This window comes from Mycobacterium attenuatum, from assembly GCF_900566085.1.
Classification (GTDB): Bacteria; Actinomycetota; Actinomycetes; order Mycobacteriales; family Mycobacteriaceae; genus Mycobacterium; species Mycobacterium attenuatum.
Map to the genome: position 1 here is coordinate 1 of NZ_UPHT01000085.1, position 22,484 is coordinate 22,484.

Sequence of the window (22,484 nt, forward strand, 5' to 3'; positions counted from 1 at the left end):
TTCATCACCCAGTTGGGTCGCAACTTCCAGGTGATCTACGAGCAGGCCAACGCCCACGGCCAGAAGGTCCAGGCCGCCGGCAGCAACATGGCGCAAACCGACAGCGCCGTCGGCTCCAGCTGGGCCTAAAACCGAACTTCAGGCGCGGCAGCACACCAACTAGCGGGTGTGCTGCCGTGTCCTGCAGTTGACCGGCAGTCGAACAACTAAAGACGTCTGAGGTTCTGAGGTAGGGATGGATCAACAGAGCACGCGCACCGATATCACCGTCAACGTGGACGGCTTCTGGATGCTCCAGGCGCTGCTGGATATCCGGCATGTTGCGCCCGAGCTGCGGTGCCGGCCCTACGTATCCACCGACAACAACGACTGGCTGAATGAGCATCCCGGCATGGCGATCATGCGCGAGCAGGGCATCGTCGTCGGTGATGCGGTCAACGAGCAGGTGGCCGCCCGGATGAAGGTGCTCGCCGCGCCGGACCTCGAGGTCGTCGCCCTGCTCTCGCGGGGCAAGTTGCTCTACGGGGTGGTCGATGACGAGAATCAACCGCCCGGTTCGCGTGACATTCCGGACAACGAGTTCCGGGTGGTGCTGGCCCGCCGAGGCCAGCATTGGGTGTCCGCGGTTCGAGTGGGCAACGACATCACCGTCGACGACGTCTCGGTAACCGACAGCGCATCAATCGCGGCTCTCGTTATTGACGGGCTGGAATCAATTCACCACGCTGATCCGGCTGCGATCAACGCCGTCAATGTCCCGCTTGAGGAGATGCTGGAAGCCACCAAGTCGTGGCAGGAATCCGGATTCAATGTCTTCTCCGGGGGAGACCTGCGACGAATGGGCATTAGCGCCTCCACGGTGGCCGCGTTGGGCCAGGCGCTGTCAGATCCGGCGGCCGAGGTCGCAGTCTATGCGCGGCAGTATCGAGACGACGCCAAGGGTCCGAGCGCCTCAGTCCTGTCCCTGAAGGACGGATCGGGCGGCCGTATCGCGCTGTATCAGCAGGCGCGAACCGCCGGCTCCGGGGAGGCGTGGTTGGCTATTTGCCCGGCGACCCCGCAATTGGTGCAAGTAGGGGTAAAGACGGTGTTGGACACGCTGCCGTACGGCGAGTGGAAAACACATAGCCGGGTTTAACAACACTGTTACGAAAAACGAAGTGCTACAACGCTTTCAATCATAGAATGCGAGCCAGATGCGGACCGGGCATACTGCTCTGGTAGCGGTTGCACAATTGAAAAGCAAGCGTCAACTACAACCATTTAGTCGCGAGGCGAGGCAAATGAATTCGGAGTTGGTCTTACCGCAACTCATTCGGGGCGACGCCCCGGTGAGTATACCGACGGTGCCCCGGGCGCGGCTGAAGTCTCGGGTTACCACGTTCGCCACGGCAGGGGGTACAGGACGATGACCGCAGTAGCTGATGCGCCACAGACCGAAATCGAGGGCGTCTCCTCGCCTCGCTCCGTCGTCGTCGGCATCATGGCCGGGGTCGGTGTCCAGATCGGCGTGCTGCTGGATTCCAACGCTCCGGTCTCGGTGATGACCGAACCGCTGTTGAAAGTGGTGAACAGCCGGCTCCGAGAGCTCGGCGAGACCCCGTTGGAGGCCACCGGCCGCGGCAGGTGGGCGTTGTGTCTCGTCGATGGTTCGCCGCTTCGGGCCACTCAGTCGCTGACCGAGCAAGAGGTCTATGACGGCGACCGGCTGTGGATCCGGTTCATCCCGGACAGCGAAAAGCGGTCGCAAGTCATCGAGCACATCTCCACGGCGGTTGCGTCCAATCTCAGCAAGCGGTTCGCCGCGATAGACCCGGTTGTCGCCGTCCAGGTCGGGGCGTCGATGGTGGCCATCGGCGTTGTCCTGGCATCAGGCGTGCTCGGCTGGTGGAGATGGCACCACAACACCTGGTTGACCACCATTTTTGCGTCAGTGGTCGCCGTACTGGTGTTGACGGTGTCGATGCTGCTGTTGATGCGCGCCAAGACCGACTCGGACCGGCGCGTTGCCGACATCATGCTGATGAGCGGTCTCGCTCCGCTGACGGTCGCCGCCGCGGCGGCACCCCCCGGTTCGGTCGGCTCTCCGCAAGCGGTGCTGGGTTTTGGGGTGCTGGCTGTTGCTGCGGCGTTGGCGCTGCGGTTCACCGGCCGCCGGCTGGGAATCTATACCGCGATCGTCACCGTCAGCACGCTGGCGACCCTGGCCGGTTTGGCCCGGATGGTCGCCGCGGCAAGCGCGGTGACATTGTTCAGTAGCACGGTGCTGGCCTGCGTCCTGCTCTACCACGCCGCACCCGCGCTGTCACGGCGGCTGGCCGGGATCCGGCTGCCGGTGTTCCCGTCCGCCACCAGCAGGTGGGTTTTCGAAGCGCGACCCGACCTGCCCACGACCGTGGTGAGGTCCGGCGGTGGTCCGGCGACCCTCGAAGGACCGGCGTCGGTGCGCGATGTGGTGCTGCAAGCCGAGCGCGCGCGGTCATTCCTCAGCGGGCTGCTGGTCGGACTCGGCGTCCTGATGGTGGTTTGCCTGACCTCGTTGTGCAATCCGCACACGGGGCAACGCTGGCTGCCGGTGCTCCTTGCAGGATTCACCGCCGGGTTCCTACTACTACGCGGACGCTCATACGTCGACCGCTGGCAAGCGACCACCTTGGCCGCCACCGCCGTGATCGTGGTTGCCGCAGTGGTTATCCGGTACGCGTTGGTGCTGTCCTCGCCGTTGTCCGTGTCGATCTCCGCGTCAATGCTGGTCCTGCTGCCGGCGGCGGGTCTGACTGCTGCGGCAGTGGTGCCCAACACCATCTACAGCCCACTGTTCCGCAAGTTCGTGGAATGGATCGAGTACCTCTGCTTGATGCCGATCTTCCCGCTGGCATTGTGGTTGATGAATGTCTATGCAGCGATCCGGTACCGGTAACGACAGGTTGCGGCGTGGTCGTGGCCCAGCCGCGGCCGTCGCCGCAATCCTGCTTGCCTCGGGTGCGCTAGCCGGTTTGCCGCCGGCCCACGCGATTTCGCCGCCGACGATTGACCCGGCAGCATTGCCACCTGACGGCCCACCCGGGCCCGTCGCGCCAATGAAGCAGAACTCTTACTGCACCGAGGTCGGCACGTTACCCGGCAGCGATTTTCGATTGCCGCCCAAGTACATGGAGATGCTGAACCTCACCGAGGCGTGGCAGTTCGGCCGGGGCGAGGGGGTGAAGGTCGCCGTTATCGACACCGGCGTGACGCCGCATCCCAGGTTTCCGCACCTGATTCCCGGGGGCGACTATGTGATGGCCGGCGGTGACGGGTTGTCGGACTGTGACGCTCACGGCACCATCGTTGCCTCAATGATCGGTGCGGCTCCGGCCAACGGGGCCGCACCGCCCCCGGCCGTTCCGCGTCGGCCTGTGACCATTCCGACCACGGAGAAGCCGCCGCCACCGCAGACTGTGACACTGTCACCGGTCCCACCGCAGACCCAGACGATTACGGTGGTTCCGGCACCGCCGTCTGAGGAAGGGGCGCCGGGCGCCGCCCCGGCGCCGGGTCCGGTGCCTCCGGCGGCTCCGAGTCAGGCTCCGGCTCCGGGTCAGGCTCCGGGGCAGGCTCCGGCAGGAACCCACGGTGGTGGAACCGTGACCATCCCGAGCTACTCCGGTGGCCGGCGGGTAGTCGGTGTCGACAACCCGAGCCGTCCGCATCCACTCGACCCGCCACCCGCACCAGCACCGCCGCCGGACGCATTCAGCGGAATCGCCCCGGACGTCGAACTGATTTCCATCCGCCAGTCGAGTCAGGCCTTCGGCCTCAAAGACCCGTATACCGGCGACGAAGATCCGCAGACGGCACAAAAGATCGACAACGTCCAGACGATGGCGCGAGCAATCGTGCATGCTGCCAATATGGGTGCTTCGGTGATCAACATCTCCGACGTGACGTGCATGAGCGCCCGCAACCTGGTCGATCAGCGGGCGTTGGGCGCCGCGGTCCACTACGCGGCCGTCGACAAGAACGCGGTCATCGTGGCCGCGGCCGGCGACGGTAGTAAGAAGGACTGCAAGCAAAACCCGATCTTCGACCCATTGCAGCCCAACGATCCCCGGGACTGGAACGCCGTCACCACCGTGGTTACCCCGTCGTGGTTCAGCGACTACGTCCTGACCGTCGGCGCGGTCGACGCCAACGGGCAGCCGATGAGCCAAATGAGCATCGCGGGGCCATGGGTCTCGATCGCCGCGCCGGGAACCGATGTCGTCGGTCTTTCGCCTCGCGACGACGGCTTGATCAACGCGATTGACGGCCCGGACAACACCCTGCTCGTTCCTGCCGGCACCAGCTTTTCCGCCGCCATTGTTTCCGGGGTTGTCGCCCTGGTGCGTGCCAAGTTCCCCGAGTTGTCGGCGTACCAGATCAGGAACCGGTTGATCCACACCGCCAGGCCGCCCGCTCGCGGCGTGGACAACCAGGTCGGCTACGGTGTGGTGGACCCGGTGGCGGCTCTGACGTGGGACGTCCCAGAGGGGCCCGTCCAGCCCCCGAAGCAGTTGTCGGCGCCGCTGGCGCTGCCTAAACCGCCCGCCGAGCGCAATATGGTCCCGGTGTGGGTGGCTGCCGGGGGATTGACCGGGGCACTACTGATAGGCGGTGCGGTGTTCGGTACGGCGACATTGATGCGACGATCACGGAAGCAGCGATGAAGGCTCAGCATAAGTTCGGGTTGGCTTTGTCGTGGCCGCGTTTGACGACGGTGTTCTTGGTGGACGTGGTCATCCTCGTGGTAGCCAGCCACTGCCCGGACTCGTGGCAGGGCCAGTACCGCGTGGCGTGGTGGGTCGGCGTGGGTCTAGCGGTGGTGCTGACCCTGTTGTCGATCGTTACTTATCACGGGATCACGGTGACCTCCGGGATCGCCGCCTGGGTCTGGGATTGGTCTGCCGATCCGGGTACGGCACTGGGCGCGGGGTGCACGCCGGCCATCGATCACCAGCGCCATTTTGGGCGTGACATCGTCGGAGTGCGTGAATATCAAGGCCACCTGGTCACGGTGATCGAGGTGGACGGTGGAGAAGGCGACCAGCCCGGCAGGCATCGTCATCGGACCTCGCAGTCGGCGGTGTTGCCGGTAGATGCGGTGGCTGAAGGCTTGCGACAGTTCGACATCCAACTCGACGGCATCGATATCGTGTCAGTGGAAGTACGCGGCGGCGCTGAGGCGGCCAAAGCGTCGGCTTCATTGGAAGAGTGGGGTCCTGAGGAGTGGGGAGTGGTGGGCGATAAGCCCGCCGCCGACCGGCGCCGTACCTGGTTGGTGCTACGGATGGACCCGCAGCGCAACGTGGCCGCGGTTGCCTCCCGTGATTCGTTGGCCTCGACATTGGTGGCGGCCACGGAGCGGTTGGTTCAGGATCTCGACGGTCAAACCTGTGCGGCACGGCCGTTGACCGGTGATGAGTTGGCCGAGGTCGACAGCGTGGTTTTAGCTGACTTGGAGCCGACTTGGAGCCGTCCGGGCTGGCGTCGGCTCAAGCATTTCAACGGGTTTGTCACCAGTTTTTGGGTGACGCCATCGGACATCAACTCCGAGACGCTGGACCACCTATGGCTGCCGGACACCGCAGAGGTGGGCGCCACGGTGATCACGATACGGCTGACGATGCGAGTCGGTCGGCCCTACATGTCGGCGTGGGTTCGCTACCACAGCGATTCGCGCCTTTCCAAGGAGCTCACGTCGGGGCTCAACCGCCTCACCGGCCGGCAGTTGGCCGCCGTGCGCGCGAGCCTGCCGGTGCCCGGAAAGCGTTCCCGACTGGTCGTGCCCAGCCGCGAATTGCGTGACTACGACGAGCTTGAAATACCTGTCGAGCAGGTACAGGAGCACGCAACAAGCCCGTCCGCAGGGCAATGACTCGCCCGCAGTCAACCGCTGAAGATGCCCGCAACGCCCTGGTCGCCGGACTGCTCGCCTCTGGAATCTCGGTCAATAGCCTGCAACCCAGCCACAATCCGCAGGTGGCGGCGCAAATGTTTACCACCGCCACCAAGCTGGATCCCGGCATGTGCGACGCCTGGCTGGCCCGGATCCTGGCAGGCGACCAGAGTATCGAGGTGCTTGCCGGCGCCTGGGCAGCGGTCAGAACGTTCGGTTGGGAGACTCGCCGCCTCGGGGTGACAGACCTGCAGTTCCGTCCTGAGGTCTCCGACGGGTTGTTTCTGCGGCTGGCGGTCACCAGCGTTGATTCGCTGGCTTGCGCATATGCTGCGGTACTTGCCGAGAACAAGCGTTACCAGGAGGCTGCCGAACTACTGGACACTACCGACCCCCGCCATCCATTCGATGCCGAGTTGGTCAGTTATGTCCGCGGCGTCCTCTACTTCCGCACCAAGCGCTGGCCCGACGTGCTCAACCAGTTTCCCGAGGCAACGCCGTGGCGTCACCCGGAATTGAAGGCCGCCGGGGCAGCAATGGCCACCACGGCCCTGGCATCGCTGGGCGTCTTTGAGGAGGCGTTCCGGCGCGCGCAGGAAGCCATCGAAGGGGACCGGGTGCCCGGCGCGGCCAACATCGCGTTGTACACGCAGGGCATGTGCTTGCGCCATGTTGGTCGCGAGGAAGAAGCCGTTGAACTGTTGCGCCGGGTGTATTCGCGTGACCCCAAGTTCACCCCTGCCCGAGAAGCACTGGACAACCCCAACTTCCGGCTGGTGCTGACCGACCCGGAAACCATTGAGGCACGCAAAGATCCGTGGGACCCCGAGAGTGCGCCCACCCGCGCCCAAACCGAGGCTGCTCGCCATGCCGAGATGGCCGCGAAGTATTTGGCGGAAGGCGACGCCGAGCTGAACGCGATGCTCGGCATGGAAAAAGCCAAGAAAGAAATCAAACTCATCAAGGCGACGACCAAGGTGAATTTGGCGCGCGCCAAAATGGGACTCCCCGTCCCGGTGACATCTCGCCACACCCTGCTGCTAGGTCCGCCGGGCACTGGAAAGACTTCGGTGGCAAGGGCATTCACCAAACAGCTGTGCGGGTTGACGGTGTTGCGCAAGCCGCTGGTGGTGGAGACCAGCCGCACCAAACTGCTGGGCCGATACATGGCCGATGCCGAGAAGAACACCGAAGAAATGCTCGAGGGTGCGCTAGGTGGTGCGGTCTTCTTCGATGAGATGCACACTCTGCACGAGCGTGGATACTCCCAGGGTGACCCGTACGGCAACGCGATCATCAATACGCTGCTGATCTACATGGAGAACCATCGCGACGAGCTCGTGGTCTTCGGCGCCGGTTATGCCAAGGCAATGGAAAAGATGCTCGAAGTGAATCAAGGTCTGCGACGGCGGTTTTCAACCGTGATCGAGTTCTTCAGCTACACTCCGCAGGAGCTGATTGCGCTGACCCGGTTGATGGGCCAGGAAAATGAAGACGTCATCACTGACGAGGCAGCCCAGGTGTTGCTGCCCTCGTACACCAAGTTCTATAACGACCAGACCTACTCCGAGGACGGCGATCTCATCCGGGGCATCGACATGCTCGGTAACGCAGGGTTTGTGCGCAATGTCGTCGAGAAGGCCCGGGACCACCGTAGTTTTCGCCTGGACGACGAAGACCTGGACGCAGTGCTGAACAGTGATCTGACCGATTTCAGCGAGGACCAGCTGCTCCGATTCAAGGAGCTCACCCGTGAGGACCTTGCCGAAGGCCTCAGTGCTGCTGTGGCGGAGAAGAAGACGACGACCTAGCGAGGGTGGCGTCAGCAGCTAACCTCGCGGCGGAGTGTTAGCGAACCCGCGCGACCGCTGAAACCGGGTCCCCATGCGGCGAACCTGGATCAGTCTGCCCAGTCACCACTTCGGGTAACGGCGACGTCCGCCTATTGCTCGAGGTGTCGCGGAGTGCGGGAGTGTCGGTGTGAGCTTTGCGTTTCCGCGCGGAATAACGCCTTCGACCCACAACGACGCACGAGCTTCAAGATTTCCCGGGCCCCACTCCCTATGGGTTAGGCCAACTGGCTTCCAGCGCGGCTACGGCCGGATACGCTGTGTGGTGCCGAAGCTCGGACGACCGGGGTGGCGCTCCTGGCAAATTTCGCGAGGGTGACTTCATCCGGGATATTGCAACCACGGCGGCACCCTCGTGTGCCCCGACCGTGATAGGAGGTGGGCCGAAACGGACCCGATCAATAGCGGCTCCATGAAGCAATGACCGATTCATCCCGATCTGGTCACGGCGCTTTGTTCGCCGTCTGAATCGGCTGGCGCCGAGTACTCCGGCGCGCGCTACGTAGCAAACGTACGTGCTCTCGGTACACCCCGACACCACCCACAGCGGCTAGGCTCCGTAGCCGGGTTTGGACCATCCCTCAAGAGGAGAAGTCCGATGTATTTCCTTGAGACACAACCGGATTCGCGGCGCTCAGCCGCCAGAGGCGTAACTGCGGTGTACACAACACGATTCGCCGCCCGCAGCCAGCAAACACGCTTTTCCGGTGCGGTCGATCACCTACCGCCAACGGCCACCATGACTGACGCCGCCGACGCGGCAGCCGAAGTCCCAGTCGGATAAGGGAGGTGAGGGCAATGGATTTCGGAGCACTTCCACCAGAAGTCAATTCGCTGCGCATGTATTGCGGACCGGGGTCGGCACCGCTGCTGGCTGCTGTGGCGGCGTGGGACGGGCTGGCCGCAGAACTGCGTTCGACGGCAAACTCATACGACGCGGTGATTTCGGAGCTGGCCGGCGAAGGCTGGCTGGGCCCCGCATCGGCGTCGATGGCGGCTGCAGTTGCCCCGTATATGGCGTGGATGAGCAGCACCGGCGTCCAAGCCGAGCAGACCGCCGCCCAGGCGGCGGCGGCGGCCGGTGCATTTGAGGCTGCGTACGCGATGACGGTGCCGCCGGCTATGGTTGCGGCTAACCGTGCTCGGTTGATGATGCTGATTGCCACCAATATCTTCGGCCAGAACACACCCGCGATCGCGGCCACCGAGGCCGAGTATGGCGAAATGTGGGCGCAAGATGCTGCGGCGATGTACGGCTACGCTGCCGGCGCCGCGGCGGCCTCGACGCTGACACCGTTTACCGAGCCGGCGCAGACCACCAACCCAGCAGGGCAGGCCGGGCAGGCTTCGGCCGTCGCGCAGGCAGCCGGCAGTGCAGCAGGCACTCTGACACAGTCGGAGCTGCCGCAATTGATGTCCGCAGTGCCATCTGCGCTCCAAGGACTCGCGTCGCCGGCGTCGGCCCTGTCCGAAGCTGCAGCTGCGAATCCCGCGGCTGCCCTTCCGGTGCCAGGTGGCATCCTCGCCGATATCCTCAATTTCCTGGATGGCAACGATGGCAACCCCTATGGGATTTTCTTCAACTCCTCGCTGGTCAACGGTTTCACTTCAGCCGGGTACGTAAGCCCGGACCTGATCCTCCCGGTGATTACCGGCGCGATGGCCGACCTCAACTCGTTACAGGCCGGCGGGCTGCCGATCATCTCGCCACCCGACAGCGGCCATTTCAACTTCCCCGCATTGGCGGCGGCGTCGGCCCCGGCATCGGCGCCGGCCTCGACGGGTGTGAGCAGCGTTGTGACCGGGCTCAATCGCGCGGCGTTCGTCGGCCGATTGTCCGTGCCGGAGAGCTGGACGGCTGCCACCCAGGTGGTGAACCACGCCGGTGCCGCGGCCCCGGGCGGTGGTTGGACCAGCAGCGCCATTGTTCCCGACGCCGCAGCCGGTACACCTGGCGTGCCGGGAATGCCCGCCCCGGGTGTTTACGGACACAGCTTCGGCAGCGGTCCCCGGTACGGGTTCAGACCGACCATCATGTCCCGCCCCCCGGCCGCGGGCTGACGACGAGGGGTACGTTCGTGGTGACGTTCACCGGCGCGCGGCCCCAGGTGCCGGCCGGTGCAGGCGGCGCCGGTATCGGTGTCCCGCAACGAGATCCGGATCAAAGCCCGGGCAAGTGCTCCGGCCTGTCATCGCCGGCGGCACCTTCGGGACATCGCTGTTGCCGCTCCGGTTTTTCCGGGATGCTCTGCCGCACAGGCGGTTTGCAACCAGACGTCAGCACATCCGGCCTGACCGGCCATCGTAAGTGGCGCGATTGGCCACATTGTCGGCCCGATAAGACGACTAGTTGCGGCCTGTTTACCCGCCGGGTCTTGCCATTATCGGCGGGTTGGGTTGACTCACATCGCCACAAGTGTCACGATTGCCCTTGCATGCACCTCGCTAGGTGAGGCGTCTGCACGGATACAGGCCACTGACCTCGAACGTCGAAAGACGCCCAGGGTCAGGACAGCTCTTCCCGGCTTAAGGGTTGAGCCCAAGTGGCTTCCGGCTTCAGCTAGCTGGATACGCCGTGTGGTGCCAAAGCTCTGACGAGAGGGGTGCCGCGTCCAGCTATTCGCTGGGCTCTCACCCCGGGTGCAGTCTGCCTGGCACCCCCGTGTGCCCTGGCCCTGAGGAGGTGAGAGCGAGATGAGTCCCGGCGATAGTCCCTATCCGAGTCCGACGAGCATTTCGTTTCGATCCGACCTCGGCGCCCTTTTCGCAATCTAAACGGGTTCGCCCGATCCTCTCTGCTGCGCGGCTCCCCATCGTGGAGACGCGGCGCTAGAGCGCGCGAAAACAACATCGAACCGAGGTGGATCTTTCTGCCAGGAGAAGTTTGATGTCGTTTGCGATCACCCCTGCCGCTGTCCTCTCGGCACCCCTCGGGCCGGGCCAAGCGAACACCGCACCCGCAGCAGGCAACCGCCCATTGCCCCGCGGAGGACCCATACAGCAAGCGAATCAGACACGACCACAACACCATTCAGTACTCGCGTCCAGATCTGGCGGTGGCGTCCCAGTGATGGCAGTCCATCGATCACCTACCGCGACTTCGGGTACCGGCGCCGGTACAGATGCGGCTACCGGCGCCGCCAGCACTATCCCAGCCGATGAGAAAAGAGGCCAGCGATGACCGTCGCCCTGGACTTTGCCATGCTGCCGCCCGAAATCAATTCCGCCCGCATCTATTCGGGGCCCGGCTCGGGCCCGATGCTTGCCGCGGCGGCGGCCTGGAACAGCCTGGCCGCGGAATTACGTGCGACGGCACTTTCCTATCACTCGGTGCTCGCGGCGCTCACCGGCGAAGAATGGTACGGCCCGGCATCGGCATCGATGGCCGCCGCCGCCGCACCCTACGTCGCATGGATGAGCGCTACCGCTGTTCAGGCGGAACAGACCGCAATACAGGCGGAGGCCGCCGCGGGAGCCTACGAAGCCGCCTTCGCCGCGACCGTCCCTCCACCGGTGATTGCCGCCAACCGTACCCAGTTGATGGTGTTGATCGCCACAAACATCCTGGGCCAGAACACCCCTGCGATCGCAGCCACCGAGGCCCAGTACAGCGAGATGTGGGCACAAGACGCCATGGCGATGTACGGCTACGCGGGAGCTTCGGCGGCCGCCACCCAGCTGAGCTCGTTCGTCGAGCCTCAGCAGTCGACCAACACCAGCGGGCTGGCTGCGCAGGCCGCTGCGGTCACCGAGGCTTCCGGCAACTCCGCCGGCAGTCAGCCGAGCACGCTGTCGGGGCTGATTTCCATGGTTCCTAGTGCATTGCAAGGACTTTCGGGTCCCACCAGCACATCCTGGCTACAAATGATTTGGGACCTACTGACCGGGTCGGGACCCGCTTGGTGGCAGGCCTTGTGGAACGCTTGGGGTCCCAACGCCAATGTCTGGAACACCATCACGTCAACCGGCCTCTTCGTCCCGGGAAGCACGTTTGCACCCTTCATGGCCAGCGTGCTGGCGGGCGCAGTGGCCGCCGATGCAGCTCAGGATGCGAGTGTGGCCGCGGCTGGGGCTGGCAACGCGCTGGCGGCGGGGCCGCTCGCGTCCGGCGGCCTGGGAAATGCGGTTTCGGCCGCTCTGGGCAACTCGGGCATTGTCGGCAAGCTGTCAGTGCCGCCGGCGTGGACGGCAGCCGCGCCACTGCACAGCCCGCTGGGTTCGGCGTTGGGAGGCACGCCGATGGTTGCGCCTCCGCCGGCGGTGGCTGCCGGTATGCCCGGCATGCCGTTCGGCAATATGGCCGGTCAGCCCTTCGGGCGCGCTGTGCCCCAGTACGGGTTCCGTCCCACCTTCGTCGCGCGACCGCCCGCGGCGGGCTAGCCGCGAAGACGTGGATGTGCGACGACACCTGCCTTCGGCCGCGGTAGCGGTCCGGATGGGGCACCGCCAGCTGAGCGGCGGAGCCGCCCGCCCGGCCCAGTAGTTTTCCAGCATTCACTCAGGCAACTGACAGCCCAATGTAGCGACGTGTAGGTCAGGCCATGAGTAGCCTGCATTCTTTCGGCGTAAGGAGCAGCCGTCATGGGATCACGCGTCAGGTTGACAGCGTCGACGTCCGTCGGCGGGCTATCCCGGGACGGAATGTGACCGCAGTGACCCAACCCGGTTGCGGCATGCGTCGCGTGCCCGGCCCGCGGTTTCTTGTGAAGGGCGTGATGCCGGCAGTCGGTCGTCACGAACCAGCAATCGGCTCCTTGCCTGCAGAATCAAATGCCAGAAGGTAATAGAGTGGCGGTACCCGAAGAATGGTTGAGAATAATGTCCTATTTGCCCCGCTTCGGTTGCCCGGCCAACACGCAATGGGTAGAACTGCAGTAGCGATACAGGTGACCGCGTCGCTTATTGTCGGCAATGGCGGCGGGGCGCATTGACTGACACATGTACAATATTGCCGATTTGCCCTGTTCGCGATTGAACTGTGCCACATGTGGTGTGATCCGACAGCATATTTCTCTTTTCTCCAGCAGTGTCGTTAGCAGGGGTCACTAAGCGATCTATCCTGGTGAGCTGATAGCTCAGCAGAGAGTTTTCCAGCGGTCAACGGCGCAGTGCGGTTAGTTTTAACGTCGTTATTACATGCCGGGAACGTAATGCAAATAATTATTCGACACCATAGCGGAGATGCCCGGATAGGGGGCAGCCACAATCGCGTCGGTGGCGCGCCTCGGCGAACGGATGATTCATACCGGGAGAACCTGGATCGACGTCAAAGGTGCGGAATCAATCACGGAACGGCCGGCGGGATGAATAATGAGTTCGGTAAGAGCTGGCCTAACCACGTACGGAACTACACGACCGTGATTACTATGACGGTCAGCGAAGGACCGGAGGCAGCAAGTGATGGATTTTGGGGCGCTTCCGCCGGAGATCAACTCGGGGCGGATGTACGTGGGGGCGGGCGCCGGCCCGATGCTGACTGCGGCCGCGGCCTGGCAGGATTTGGCCGCCGAGCTGCAGTCCATGACCGTCTCGTATCGGTCGATCATCGAGGGCCTGACCGTAGGACCGTGGACGGGCCCGTCGTCGATTACCATGGCGGCCGCGGTCGCGCCGTATCTGGCGTGGATCAACGCCACGGGAGCTCAAGCAGAGCAAGCCGCCGCCCAGGCGACGGTGGCCGCGGCCGCCTACGAGACGGCATTCGCGGCAACGGTGCCGCCGCCGGTAATCGCGGCCAACCGGGCGTTGCTGATGACGTTGATCGCCACCAACATCTTCGGGCAGAACACCCCGGTGATCGCGGCCACCGAGGCCGAATACCTGGAAATGTGGGCTCAAGACGCCGGAGCGATGTATGCCTACGCGAGCTCGTCCGCCACGGCCTCGCAGCTCACGCCGTTCACCGAGCCGCCGCAGACCACAAACCCGTCGGCAGCGGCGGCTCAATCCGCCGCGGTGACACAAGCAACGGGCACCGCCGCGGCCTCGGATATCACTACCCAGCTGTCCCAGCTGATGACCTCGGTGCCCAACACGCTGCAAAGCTTGGCATCGAACGCGTCATTGCCGACGGCAGCGCCGTCCTTACCGGGATCCTTATTCCCGCTGCCGGCACTGCCGCCATGGCTGGCAACCGACCTCGACAACTGGAACATCATCATGGCCACCCTGAACGGGCAGTATTCGCTGCAAGGCCTCGCGGCCATACCGGGTGGCCCGTTCCTGTCCTTCGGGCAGGTCTACGCCTACGCCCAGAACGGGCAGGGTCTGCAGTCCTTCTTCGCACCTGCCAAACCCATCACCGGAGCCCTGGCGCCCATCGCTGATTCGCTGGGCGCAAACCTGACGTCCACCAGTGTGGGTGGTGGCGGTGGACCAATTACCGGGACGATGGGGCGCGCGGCTCTGGTCGGCAGCATGTCGGTGCCACAGGGCTGGACTCAAGCAGCGCCCGCAATGAGACTGCTTTCCTCGGTGCTGCCCACCAGCCTGGCAGCGGCCCCGGCCGCCGTCGTACCCGGAGAAGCCGGCGTGTTCGGTCAGATGGCCCTGTCGAGCCTGGCCGGACGCGCCCTGGGCGCAACCACGTTCAGTCCCGCAGGCAGTGGGGGAGCAGGATCGCTGGGCGGCGTAGCACACGCAGAGCCCGCCACCGCCACCATCATCGTGATCCCCGCACTCGACGATTGAGGGCGGTGACTGTGATGACCGATGTCACGACGGACCAACGCCCGTCTCGGGCCAACCGCAGCACCTGGCCAGATAAGGGGTAGAGACGTGTTCTACGCAGCACTTCCACCGGAGATCAATTCGGGCCGCATGTACACCGGGCCCGGATCGGGCCCGATGCGGGCGGCCGCGGCGGGCTGGGATGCGCTGGCCGCCGAATTACAATCGACCGCTGCCGCCTACTCGGCGGTCATCGACGGCCTGACCAGTGGTCCGTGGTTCGGTCCGTCGGCTCAGGCCATGCTGGCTGCGGCCGCACCCTATGCGACATGGCTCCAGGGCACCGCCGCACAGGCCGCCCACGCGGCCGCGCAGGCCACCGCGGCGGCCAGCGCCTATGAAACCGCCTTTGCCGCGCACGTCCCGCCGGTGGAGATCGCAGCTAACCGCAGCCAGCTGGCTTCGCTGGTGGCGACGAACATCTTCGGCCAGAACACTCCGGCTATCGCCGCCACCGAGGCGCAATACGGCCAAATGTGGGTCCAGGACGCCGTCGCGATGGACAGCTATGCCGGCTCCTCGGCGGCCGCCGGCCAGTTGGCCTCGTTCACGGAGCCACCGCAAGTCGTCAATGCGGCTGGACTTGCCAGCCAAGCCGCAGCGGCGGGCCAGGCCGCCGCAACCTCGGCGGGCACTGCGGCACAGTCGATCCTGGCCTCGGGCGGTCCGATTTCGTGGTTGCTGCAACTCGGTGCCGACCTCAGCACCACCTACACCAAGACGATGGCAGACCTGGTCAACGGCATCTTCGGGCCGACCGCAGCGGCGGACTATCTCAGGGTGTTCCTCGCTATTAGGGGTCCGCTTGGGTTCACTACCGGATTCAACGACATCGGGCTGCTGGTCAACTTCCCCGCATCGCAGTTCCTCAAGTTTGCCCCGCACTCGGCCGCGGGCGGACTCGGCGAGGTCCCGAAGGAGGGGCTGGGCGGCGGGCTGGGGCTGGCGCCACACTGGGGGCGGGGCTGGCTGACCGGCGCGACATCGCCAGATGTGACGGCGCACTGGGGGCGCGGCACCCTGGTCGGATCCCTGACGGTTCCACCCAGCTGGGCCGCGGCCACCCCCGCCATCAGGACCGTGGCCGCCGCGTTGACCGCCGCCGGTCCGGAGGCCGTGCCGGCCGCGGCACTCGGCGAGGGAGGGCTGTTCAGCTCGATGGCACTGGCAGGCATGCTCGGAAGTGCCTTCGGCGCCGGCGCTCCCAGCGCCTTCAGCGGCACCGGAGTCCGAGGCCGCATCACCCCGCTCAAAGACCTCAAGGACGCCACGTCGCCGGACAAACTCAAGCGCCTGGTCGCGCAAATATCGGAGAAACCCGAAAGCGTCCAGCATCACAGCGTGGATCCCGAAGGCCTTGACAGCCTGCTCGAGCAACTGGCGAAGAAACCGGGCATCCACGCCGTGCACCTGTCCAAGGGCGACAAACCCAAAGTGGTGCCCTCGGATGCCCAGTTGGGCTGATGGCTCGTCAGCTGTGGTAGCACAGCCGCGAATGGGCGGAGGTCAAAGCCATTACCGGACAAGGCAGTTCGGGAGTCAGCCGAATTACCCAGGCAACGGCAAGACTATCGGGGGGACAAAGGAATGGAAACGATGAAAAAGCTGCTAGCGATACTGCCCGTGTTAGCCATGGTCGGCTTCGCCGCACCTGCGCTAGCCGACCCGCCAGAGCCCACCGGCGCCGACGACGCGGGTTTCCTTGCTGCGCTGCAACAAGCCGGTATCACCTATCCGAGTCCGGCAGCAGCCATCGGATCCGCCCAGGCGGTATGCGGGTGCCTGGACAACGGCGAACCGGGACTGGAAGTCGTCCACGAGGTGAAGGTTCGCAACCCTGGATTCAATATGGAAGCCGCATCACAATTCGCGGTGATCTCGGCGAAATACTACTGTCCGCACCACCTCAGCCACGTCTGATACGCATCGTGGCCGGGCGCGGGCGGGCGCAAAGCCGGCGCCATGAGGCGGCTGACACACGATCGCGATTGTGCTCAAACATCCTGACTTGCAACGTAATCCGTGTGCCAGGCAAAGCTGCAATGCAACCGGTTCGCCCGTGCGCCACCTGTCGTTAACCGCCATGTGCTTAGCTGCCGTCGCTCTGGCACCGGGACAGAAGGGAATGCAGGGCCGTGCAGAACCTCAGCATCGCCGAATTCACGCTCCGACTCGCCGTCGGCGTAGGTTGCGGTGCCCTGATCGGCCTCGAGCGGCAGTGGCGGGCGCGCATGGCTGGGCTGCGTACCAATGCTCTGGTGGCCACCGGAGCAACCCTCTTCGTGCTCTATGCCGCTGCCACCGAGGACAGCAGCCCGACGCGGGTCGCGTCCTACGTCGTCTCGGGCATCGGGTTCCTGGGTGGAGGGGTGATTCTGCGGGAAGGGTTCAACGTGCGCGGCCTCAACACCGCCGCCACCCTGTGGTGCTCAGCGGCTGTCGGCGTGCTCGCCGCCTCCGGACACCAGGTGTTCGCGTTGATCGCCACGGCCACCGTCGTCATGATCCACCTCCTCGGCCGTCCCCTGGGTCGGCTGATCGACCACGACAACACCGTCGAAGAAGACGAAGGCCTACGGCCCTACCAGCTCGAGGTACTGTGCCGCCCCAAGTCCGCGAAATATGCACGTGCGCAGATTGTGCAACACACGGCTCGAAACGACATCACGCTGCGCGGCATCCACACCGGCACAGCCAACGACGACAATCTCACGTTGACCGCCCACCTGCTCATGGACGGCCGCACACCCGCCAAGCTGGAGCGCTTAGTGGCCGAATTGTCCTTGCAGCCGGGCATTTACGCGGTGCACTGGTATGCCGGCGAGCAACCCAATCCGATGTTGCCGACTTCGCAGTCGGACTGAGGTGAAGTAACCGTTCAGGGCCGGGCCTGCAGGTCCGGTGCGGCGGCGGCCAACAGGTCGGCGCGGTCGCGGGTCAGCGGCGGATAGATGCGCCGGGTGTTGATCGTCTGTTTGGTCACCTTGGCTTCGGCACCGCGCGACACCACCGTTCGATCCCACCCCTCGGTGTACACGGCGCCCGCCGGCCCTAGGTCGAGAACTGTTACATACCAAGGGATTCGAAGAGCCAACAGCGGCTTGCCGAACAAGTCGCTGATCACGTTGTAGCCGGCGTAGCGGCCCATCGGGCGTCCGTGCTGACACGACATCACCGACACGTGTTCGTCGTCCATCTTGGCAACGGCGACATCGCCGGCGGCGAATACGGCCGGTACTCCGACCACCCGCAGATAGTCGTCGACCGCCACGCGACCCAGTCGATCGCGGGTCACCGGTAGCTGTTCGGTCAGCGAATTGGCCCGCATGCCGGCGCACCACACGACGGTGGCCGCTGCCAGGTGCTCACCCGACGAGAGCGATACGCCGGCCGCACTGATTTCGGCCACGCTCACTGCGGTCCTGGTTTCAACACCATTGTCTGCCAAGGCTTGCTCGATCACCGGCCGAGCAGAGACGCCCATATCGGAACCGACGAACCGGTTGTGGTCGACCAGCACCACCCGGGGCGCTACCGCAGGCCGGACGAACAACGCCCGCAACCGGCTCGGCATCTCACAAGCTGTCTCGATTCCGGTCAACCCGGCGCCGACGACCACCACGGCAGCCGCGGCGCTCGTCGCTGGCCCATCGGCGAGCTGCTGCAGGTGGAGCTGCAGCCGAATTGCGTCGTCATAGGTGTCGACATCGAATCCGAACTCGCGCAGACCCGGTAGGTCAGGCTTGACCAGGCGGCTGCCCGACGCAAGCACCAGTCGGTCGTAGTGGTAGGTCTGGCCACCTGACGTCATGACCTCGCGCGTGTGGGCGTTGATACCGGTCACGTCGGCGGTGATATGCCCGACACCGGCCGGATCCAGCACGTCGGCCAGTGGGATGCGGCATGGGCTCAGGTCCGCTTCGTAGTTGCGCACCCTGATGTCGTGGAACGGTTTGTCGCTCAACACGGTGATGTCGACGCTCCCCGGCGGGACACAAAGCTCCTCGAGCCGTCGGGCCGCACCCAATGCGGCCCACAATCCCGCGAACCCGGCCCCAATCACCAGCACGCGGGTCAACGGGTCAGAGCCTGACGCAGCCCGGCCTTGGGGCCGGTCGGCAGCATCCACAGGGTCAACCTCCGTCGATCGGGGGTCGATCGGGGTCTGTCGGGTGTCGGACGAGTTTCGGCGCGGCTGGCTGCGGGTATTCGCCCAGTCGATACGCGCACAGTCCACAGCGCGAATCCCATCACACCGGAGGTGCTCCCGCATGGCCGAAATGCTTGTTGAGACCCCACAAGAAGTGGTCAAATTTCTCAAAGCTCAGCACGATCTGATCAACGACATGTTCGACGACGTGCTGCATGCGTCGGAGCCCAAAGCGCGCGAGACCGCCTTTCATGAGTTGCGCCAGTTATTGGCGGTGCACGAGACCGCCGAGGAGATGATCATTCATCCCCGCGTCCGTCGCGAGGTGGCCGCCGGCGACGACATCGCGGATGCGCGACTACAAGAAGAACACGACGCCAAAAGGCTGCTATCGAGCATCGAAAAGCTCGATATCGCCTCGCAGCAGTTCATCGACGAGGTCACCAAGCTGCGGCAGGCGGTCATCGAACATGCCGAGCGTGAGGAGAACGAAGAGTTCGTCGCATTGCAGCGGGAACTCGACGCCGACGAGCGACAGCTCATGACCAAGGCAGTGCAAGCGGCCGAGGCCCTCGCACCGACCAGGCCACATCCCGGGGTGGAGTCGGCGAAGTTGAACTTTGCAGTCGGACCGTTCGTGTCGCTCCTGGACCGCGCCCGTGATGTGATCTCCAAAGCGATCGGCTAGCTCGCCCGAACCGCACGCGGACCAGCGAAACCCTTGGGCCACCGATCCGATTATCAGTAGTCTGTCTAACGTGAGCGCTGTGACGGGCTTATTCTCCGTGTTGCACGCGGAGATGCGCGACCCGGTGCTGTTTGCGATTCCGTTTTTCCTTTTCCTGCTAGCCCTCGAGTGGACGGCCGCTCGCAGGCTGGAACGACTTGAGGAGGCCGCCGCCGAAAGGACCCGGCCGACGACCGGCGCGTACCTCGCCCGCGACTCGCTGGCAAGCATCTCGATGGGGCTGGTTTCGATGGGCACCACCGCCATGTGGAAGGGCTTGGCTTTGCTGGGCTACGCGGCAATCTATACCTATCTTGCTCCGTGGCATCTTCCGGCTAGCCGGTGGTACACCTGGGTAATCGCCATTGTCGGTGTTGACTTGCTGTATTACACCTACCACCGGATCGCCCACCGGGTTCGGTTGATCTGGGCTACTCACCAGGCCCATCACTCCAGCGAATACTTCAACTTCGCCACTGCGCTGCGGCAAAAATGGAACAACAGCGGCGAGATCCTGATGTGGGTGCCGCTACCGCTTCTGGGTGTGCCGCCCTGGATGGTGTTTTTCGCTTTCTCGGTGAGCTTGATCTACCAGTTCTGGGTGCACACCGAGCGGATCAACAAGCTGCCGCGGTGGTTCGAGTTCATTTTCAACACTCCGTCGCACCACCGGGTGCATCACGGAATGGACCAGATCTACCTGGACAAGAACTATGGGGGCATCCTGATCATTTGGGATCGGCTGCTCGGTAGTTTCCAGGCCGAGGTCTTCCGCCCCCATTACGGCCTGACCAAGCCGGTGAACACGTTCAACATCTGGAAGCTGCAGACCTACGAGTATGTCGCGATTGTCCGCGACTGCCGATCGGCAACTCGGCTGCGTGATCGCCTCGGCTACATCTTCGGGCCGCCCGGCTGGCAGCCGCGCGCCGCCGAGTCCGCCAATAGCAAGACCGCCGTCGCGGTCGCGACCTCTCAGTAGCGCGGTCGGCTAGGTAACACCGGCGGCGGCGATGACGAAAAATAATCCGTTGGGGCGGGTACGCCGTAATTTCAGATTCCGGTCGGCATGCCGACCCTGAAAGGATGGAGTCCATGGTGCGCCGCCTGGCACTGCGCGCATTCGCCGTATCGGCTACCGTCGCCGCGCTTGCTTTCGGATTGAGTCCGACCGCTCACGCCGACCTACCACTGGTTTTCCCCGGTATGGAAATCCATCAGGACATTCACATCTGCACCCTGGCGTATGTCGATGTCAGCCAGCACATGGCTTTCAGCGCTGGGCATTGCCGGGGCGAGGGAGCGGTCACCGACCGCGACAACAATGTGATCGGACACCTGCGGTCGTTCCGCGACAACACGCCAAACGGTTCGACCGTGGCCACCGACCAGTCGATCGACGACTACGAGGCGATTGCGCTGGCCGACGGCGTGCGGATGAGCGACGTGCTGCCGGGCGGACGGCAGTTGACCGTGCGGCCGGGCTTGGTCGCTCAACCCGGTCAGACGGTCTGCCACTTCGGCATCACCACCGGTGAAACCTGCGGAACCATCAACAGCGTCAACAATGGCTGGTTCACCATGACCGGAGGCGTCGCCAGCCAAAAGGGCGATTCCGGCGGGCCGGTGTATCTGGCTGGTGGCGGGCCGGGCCAACTCGTCGGGATTTTCAACAGCGTCTGGGGGGAATATCCCGCCGCGGTCTCCTGGCGGACCGCCTCCGAGCAGCTACGCCAGGATCTCGGCGTCGCAGTCCTCGATTAGCGACCGGCGCCCAGGGCGAACACCGGGATCGACGGAGCCGCGGCGCGCAGCTCGTCATCGCCAGATCGCGGAGTCAAGCCACCGACATAGCCTTTGACCTGCCAATACCACCTGGCCAGATATCTGGTCAGGAGCTCCGGCTTGGCATCGTCGACCACCTCGCTGATCACGACGCGCTCGCGGCGCCACCGCGGGCCCACGTCGACGACACCTGCCGCTCTGACATTGCGCGCCCACTGCGTGTCACCGCGGGGTGAGACCACGTAGTCCACGCCGTCGACGGTGAGCAGGTTGACCACCACGGCTCGCAGCTTGCCCGTTTTGCGGCCCCGGACGCGCAGTGCCCGGGTCCCGGCGATGCTGATCCCCAGTTCTGCCAGCCAACGGACAACGACGTTGGCGGCACGAGCGGTCCGGGTAGGCGTTTGGTAGCGGTGACGGCGCTCATCGAAAGTCCCCAGGTGTGCTCGCCGAAATTCCTCACCTGTGAGCAGCGGTCAGTGTAGTGGTTGGCGGGTGCCGGTGGTGGTGCGGCGTAGGGTTTCGGCGGCGGCCTGGTGGTCACGGAGGCGGTAGGACTCGCCGTCGAGGTTGATGACCACGGAGCGGTGCAGCAGGCGGTCGAGCATTGCGGCGGCCACGGTGGTGTCGCCGAGGATCTCCCCCCAGGCGCCCACGCCCCGGTTGGTGGTGATCATGATGCTGGTCTTCAAATACCGTTGGGACACAACCTGAAACAACGCCGAGGCGGCCTCGGCGGGCAGCGGCAGGTATCCCAGTTCATCGATCACCAACAATGTGGGGCCGGCGTAGAACCGCATCGTGGTGGCCCAGCGTCCCTCGATGGCGGCACGGTGACACCGTGCGGCCAGATCGGCGGCAGTGGTGAAGTAGGTCCTGTAGCCGGCATGTGCTGCGGCCCTTGCCAATCCGACCGACAAGTGCGTCTTTCCTGTACCAGGGGGCCCGACCAGCAAAATGTTGGTCGCCGATTCCAGGTAGCGGCACGTCCCGAGTTCGTCGATGAGCTTGCGGTCGATCCCGGCGGCGGCATCGACGTCGAAGTCGACCAGTGTGGCCGGGGTGGGAAGGCAGGCGAACCGCAACCGGCCGGCCAGCCGCCGAGCGGTGGAAGCCTCGACTTCCACGGCCAGCAGACGCTCCAACGCCACGGTCAGCGACAGGCCCTCTGCGGTGGCCTGGTCGAGCACCGCTGGGAGGGCTTCGGCGGCCGCGGCGAGTTTGAGTTCGGCCAGGTGCGAGCGCAGCTGCTGATAGCGGCTCGCGGCTGCTGACGGTGACTCCTCGACGGTGGTCGTGGTGGTGGTCTTGGGGGTGCGGGGGGTG

Annotated in this window: 17 protein-coding genes, 1 pseudogene and 1 riboswitch; of the genes and pseudogenes, 15 read left to right on the forward strand and 3 right to left on the reverse strand. The window is 64.7% G+C overall.

The window, feature by feature from the left end; all coding sequences use genetic code 11:
- The 12 genes and pseudogenes from esxL to EET13_RS14235 form a co-directional block, all read left to right on the forward strand.
- A pseudogene (gene esxL / locus EET13_RS14175) lies at nucleotides 1–129 on the forward strand (type VII secretion system ESX-5 protein EsxL); the annotation flags it as partial.
- Nucleotides 130–235: 106 nt separating this feature from the next.
- The gene (locus EET13_RS14180) at nucleotides 236–1,138 is read left to right on the forward strand and encodes an ESX secretion-associated protein EspG (RefSeq protein ID WP_122442893.1); all 903 of its coding nucleotides are present in this window, start codon (nucleotides 236–238) and stop codon (nucleotides 1,136–1,138) included.
- Between the two features lie 270 nt (nucleotides 1,139–1,408).
- Nucleotides 1,409–2,920, forward strand: a complete 1,512-nt coding sequence (eccD, locus tag EET13_RS14185; protein ID WP_122442894.1) for a type VII secretion integral membrane protein EccD — start codon at nucleotides 1,409–1,411, stop codon at nucleotides 2,918–2,920.
- Entirely contained in the window at nucleotides 2,898–4,688 is a 1,791-nt protein-coding gene (mycP, locus tag EET13_RS14190; RefSeq protein ID WP_122442895.1) for a type VII secretion-associated serine protease mycosin, read from the forward strand. The genes eccD and mycP overlap by 23 nt, the downstream gene beginning before the upstream one ends.
- On the forward strand, nucleotides 4,685–5,896 hold the full coding sequence (eccE, locus tag EET13_RS14195) for a type VII secretion protein EccE (protein ID WP_122442896.1): 1,212 nt from the start codon (nucleotides 4,685–4,687) through the stop codon (nucleotides 5,894–5,896). The genes mycP and eccE overlap by 4 nt, the downstream gene beginning before the upstream one ends.
- The gene (eccA5, locus tag EET13_RS14200) at nucleotides 5,893–7,728 is read left to right on the forward strand and encodes a type VII secretion system ESX-5 AAA family ATPase EccA5 (RefSeq protein ID WP_122442897.1); all 1,836 of its coding nucleotides are present in this window, start codon (nucleotides 5,893–5,895) and stop codon (nucleotides 7,726–7,728) included. Before eccE ends, eccA5 begins: the two co-directional genes overlap by 4 nt.
- An 837-nt stretch (nucleotides 7,729–8,565) precedes the next feature.
- Complete coding sequence (locus EET13_RS14205) at nucleotides 8,566–9,828, forward strand: PPE family protein (protein WP_122442898.1); 1,263 nt, start codon at nucleotides 8,566–8,568, stop codon at nucleotides 9,826–9,828.
- 373 nt (nucleotides 9,829–10,201) lie between these two features.
- Nucleotides 10,202–10,377: riboswitch (M-box (ykoK) riboswitch) on the forward strand.
- Nucleotides 10,378–10,944: 567 nt separating this feature from the next.
- A complete protein-coding gene (locus EET13_RS14215) occupies nucleotides 10,945–12,147 on the forward strand; it encodes a PPE family protein (RefSeq protein WP_168990782.1) in 1,203 nt (400 codons plus the stop codon).
- A 1,017-nt stretch (nucleotides 12,148–13,164) separates the two neighbouring features.
- The gene (locus tag EET13_RS14220; protein ID WP_280177700.1) at nucleotides 13,165–14,457 is read left to right on the forward strand and encodes a PPE family protein; all 1,293 of its coding nucleotides are present in this window, start codon (nucleotides 13,165–13,167) and stop codon (nucleotides 14,455–14,457) included.
- 87 nt (nucleotides 14,458–14,544) lie between these two features.
- Nucleotides 14,545–15,960 carry a PPE family protein gene (locus EET13_RS14225; protein WP_122442900.1) on the forward strand — a complete coding sequence of 472 codons (1,416 nt, stop codon included), beginning with the start codon at nucleotides 14,545–14,547 and terminating at the stop codon, nucleotides 15,958–15,960.
- A gap of 132 nt (nucleotides 15,961–16,092) precedes the next feature.
- On the forward strand, nucleotides 16,093–16,416 hold the full coding sequence (locus EET13_RS14230; RefSeq protein ID WP_122442906.1) for a DUF732 domain-containing protein: 324 nt from the start codon (nucleotides 16,093–16,095) through the stop codon (nucleotides 16,414–16,416).
- A gap of 215 nt (nucleotides 16,417–16,631) precedes the next feature.
- The gene (locus EET13_RS14235) at nucleotides 16,632–17,360 is read left to right on the forward strand and encodes an MgtC/SapB family protein (RefSeq protein WP_122442901.1); all 729 of its coding nucleotides are present in this window, start codon (nucleotides 16,632–16,634) and stop codon (nucleotides 17,358–17,360) included.
- Between the two features lie 14 nt (nucleotides 17,361–17,374).
- Here EET13_RS14235 and EET13_RS14240 read toward each other — a convergent pair whose 3' ends face one another.
- A complete protein-coding gene (locus EET13_RS14240; protein ID WP_122442907.1) occupies nucleotides 17,375–18,574 on the reverse strand; it encodes an NAD(P)/FAD-dependent oxidoreductase in 1,200 nt (399 codons plus the stop codon).
- A 193-nt stretch (nucleotides 18,575–18,767) separates the two neighbouring features.
- Between EET13_RS14240 and EET13_RS14245 the strand changes: the two genes are divergently transcribed.
- The 3 genes from EET13_RS14245 to EET13_RS14255 all read left to right on the forward strand — a co-directional run bounded on the left by EET13_RS14245 (nucleotide 18,768) and on the right by EET13_RS14255 (nucleotide 21,137).
- Complete coding sequence (locus EET13_RS14245) at nucleotides 18,768–19,334, forward strand: hemerythrin domain-containing protein (RefSeq protein WP_122442902.1); 567 nt, start codon at nucleotides 18,768–18,770, stop codon at nucleotides 19,332–19,334.
- Nucleotides 19,335–19,404: 70 nt separating this feature from the next.
- Entirely contained in the window at nucleotides 19,405–20,355 is a 951-nt protein-coding gene (locus EET13_RS14250) for a sterol desaturase family protein (RefSeq protein ID WP_211186431.1), read from the forward strand.
- Nucleotides 20,356–20,468: 113 nt separating this feature from the next.
- Nucleotides 20,469–21,137 (forward strand): Rv1815 family serine proteinase, encoded by a 669-nt coding sequence (locus EET13_RS14255; protein ID WP_122442909.1) that lies wholly within the window; start codon nucleotides 20,469–20,471, stop codon nucleotides 21,135–21,137.
- Here the strand turns inward: EET13_RS14255 and EET13_RS14260 are convergent.
- On the reverse strand, nucleotides 21,134–21,598 hold the full coding sequence (locus EET13_RS14260; RefSeq protein ID WP_122442903.1) for a nitroreductase/quinone reductase family protein: 465 nt from the start codon (nucleotides 21,596–21,598) through the stop codon (nucleotides 21,134–21,136). The two genes, EET13_RS14255 and EET13_RS14260, sit on opposite strands and share 4 nt — an antisense overlap.
- Nucleotides 21,599–21,634: 36 nt before the next feature.
- A partial coding sequence (istB, locus tag EET13_RS14265; RefSeq protein WP_122442904.1) for an IS21-like element helper ATPase IstB occupies nucleotides 21,635–22,484 on the reverse strand: 850 nt, incomplete at its 5' end.

Excerpts from the sequence above, each read along its gene's own strand:
- EET13_RS14180 (WP_122442893.1), top strand. The coding sequence starts at position 236 with ATGGATCAACAGAGCACGCGCACCGATATCACCGTCAACGTGGACGGC.
- eccD (WP_122442894.1), top strand. The coding sequence starts at position 1,409 with ATGACCGCAGTAGCTGATGCGCCACAGACCGAAATCGAGGGCGTCTCC.
- mycP (WP_122442895.1), top strand. The coding sequence starts at position 2,898 with ATGCAGCGATCCGGTACCGGTAACGACAGGTTGCGGCGTGGTCGTGGC.
- eccE (WP_122442896.1), top strand. The coding sequence starts at position 4,685 with ATGAAGGCTCAGCATAAGTTCGGGTTGGCTTTGTCGTGGCCGCGTTTG.
- eccA5 (WP_122442897.1), top strand. The coding sequence starts at position 5,893 with ATGACTCGCCCGCAGTCAACCGCTGAAGATGCCCGCAACGCCCTGGTC.
- EET13_RS14205 (WP_122442898.1), top strand. The coding sequence starts at position 8,566 with ATGGATTTCGGAGCACTTCCACCAGAAGTCAATTCGCTGCGCATGTAT.
- EET13_RS14215 (WP_168990782.1), top strand. The coding sequence starts at position 10,945 with ATGACCGTCGCCCTGGACTTTGCCATGCTGCCGCCCGAAATCAATTCC.
- EET13_RS14230 (WP_122442906.1), top strand. The coding sequence starts at position 16,093 with ATGAAAAAGCTGCTAGCGATACTGCCCGTGTTAGCCATGGTCGGCTTC.
- EET13_RS14245 (WP_122442902.1), top strand. The coding sequence starts at position 18,768 with ATGGCCGAAATGCTTGTTGAGACCCCACAAGAAGTGGTCAAATTTCTC.
- EET13_RS14255 (WP_122442909.1), top strand. The coding sequence starts at position 20,469 with ATGGTGCGCCGCCTGGCACTGCGCGCATTCGCCGTATCGGCTACCGTC.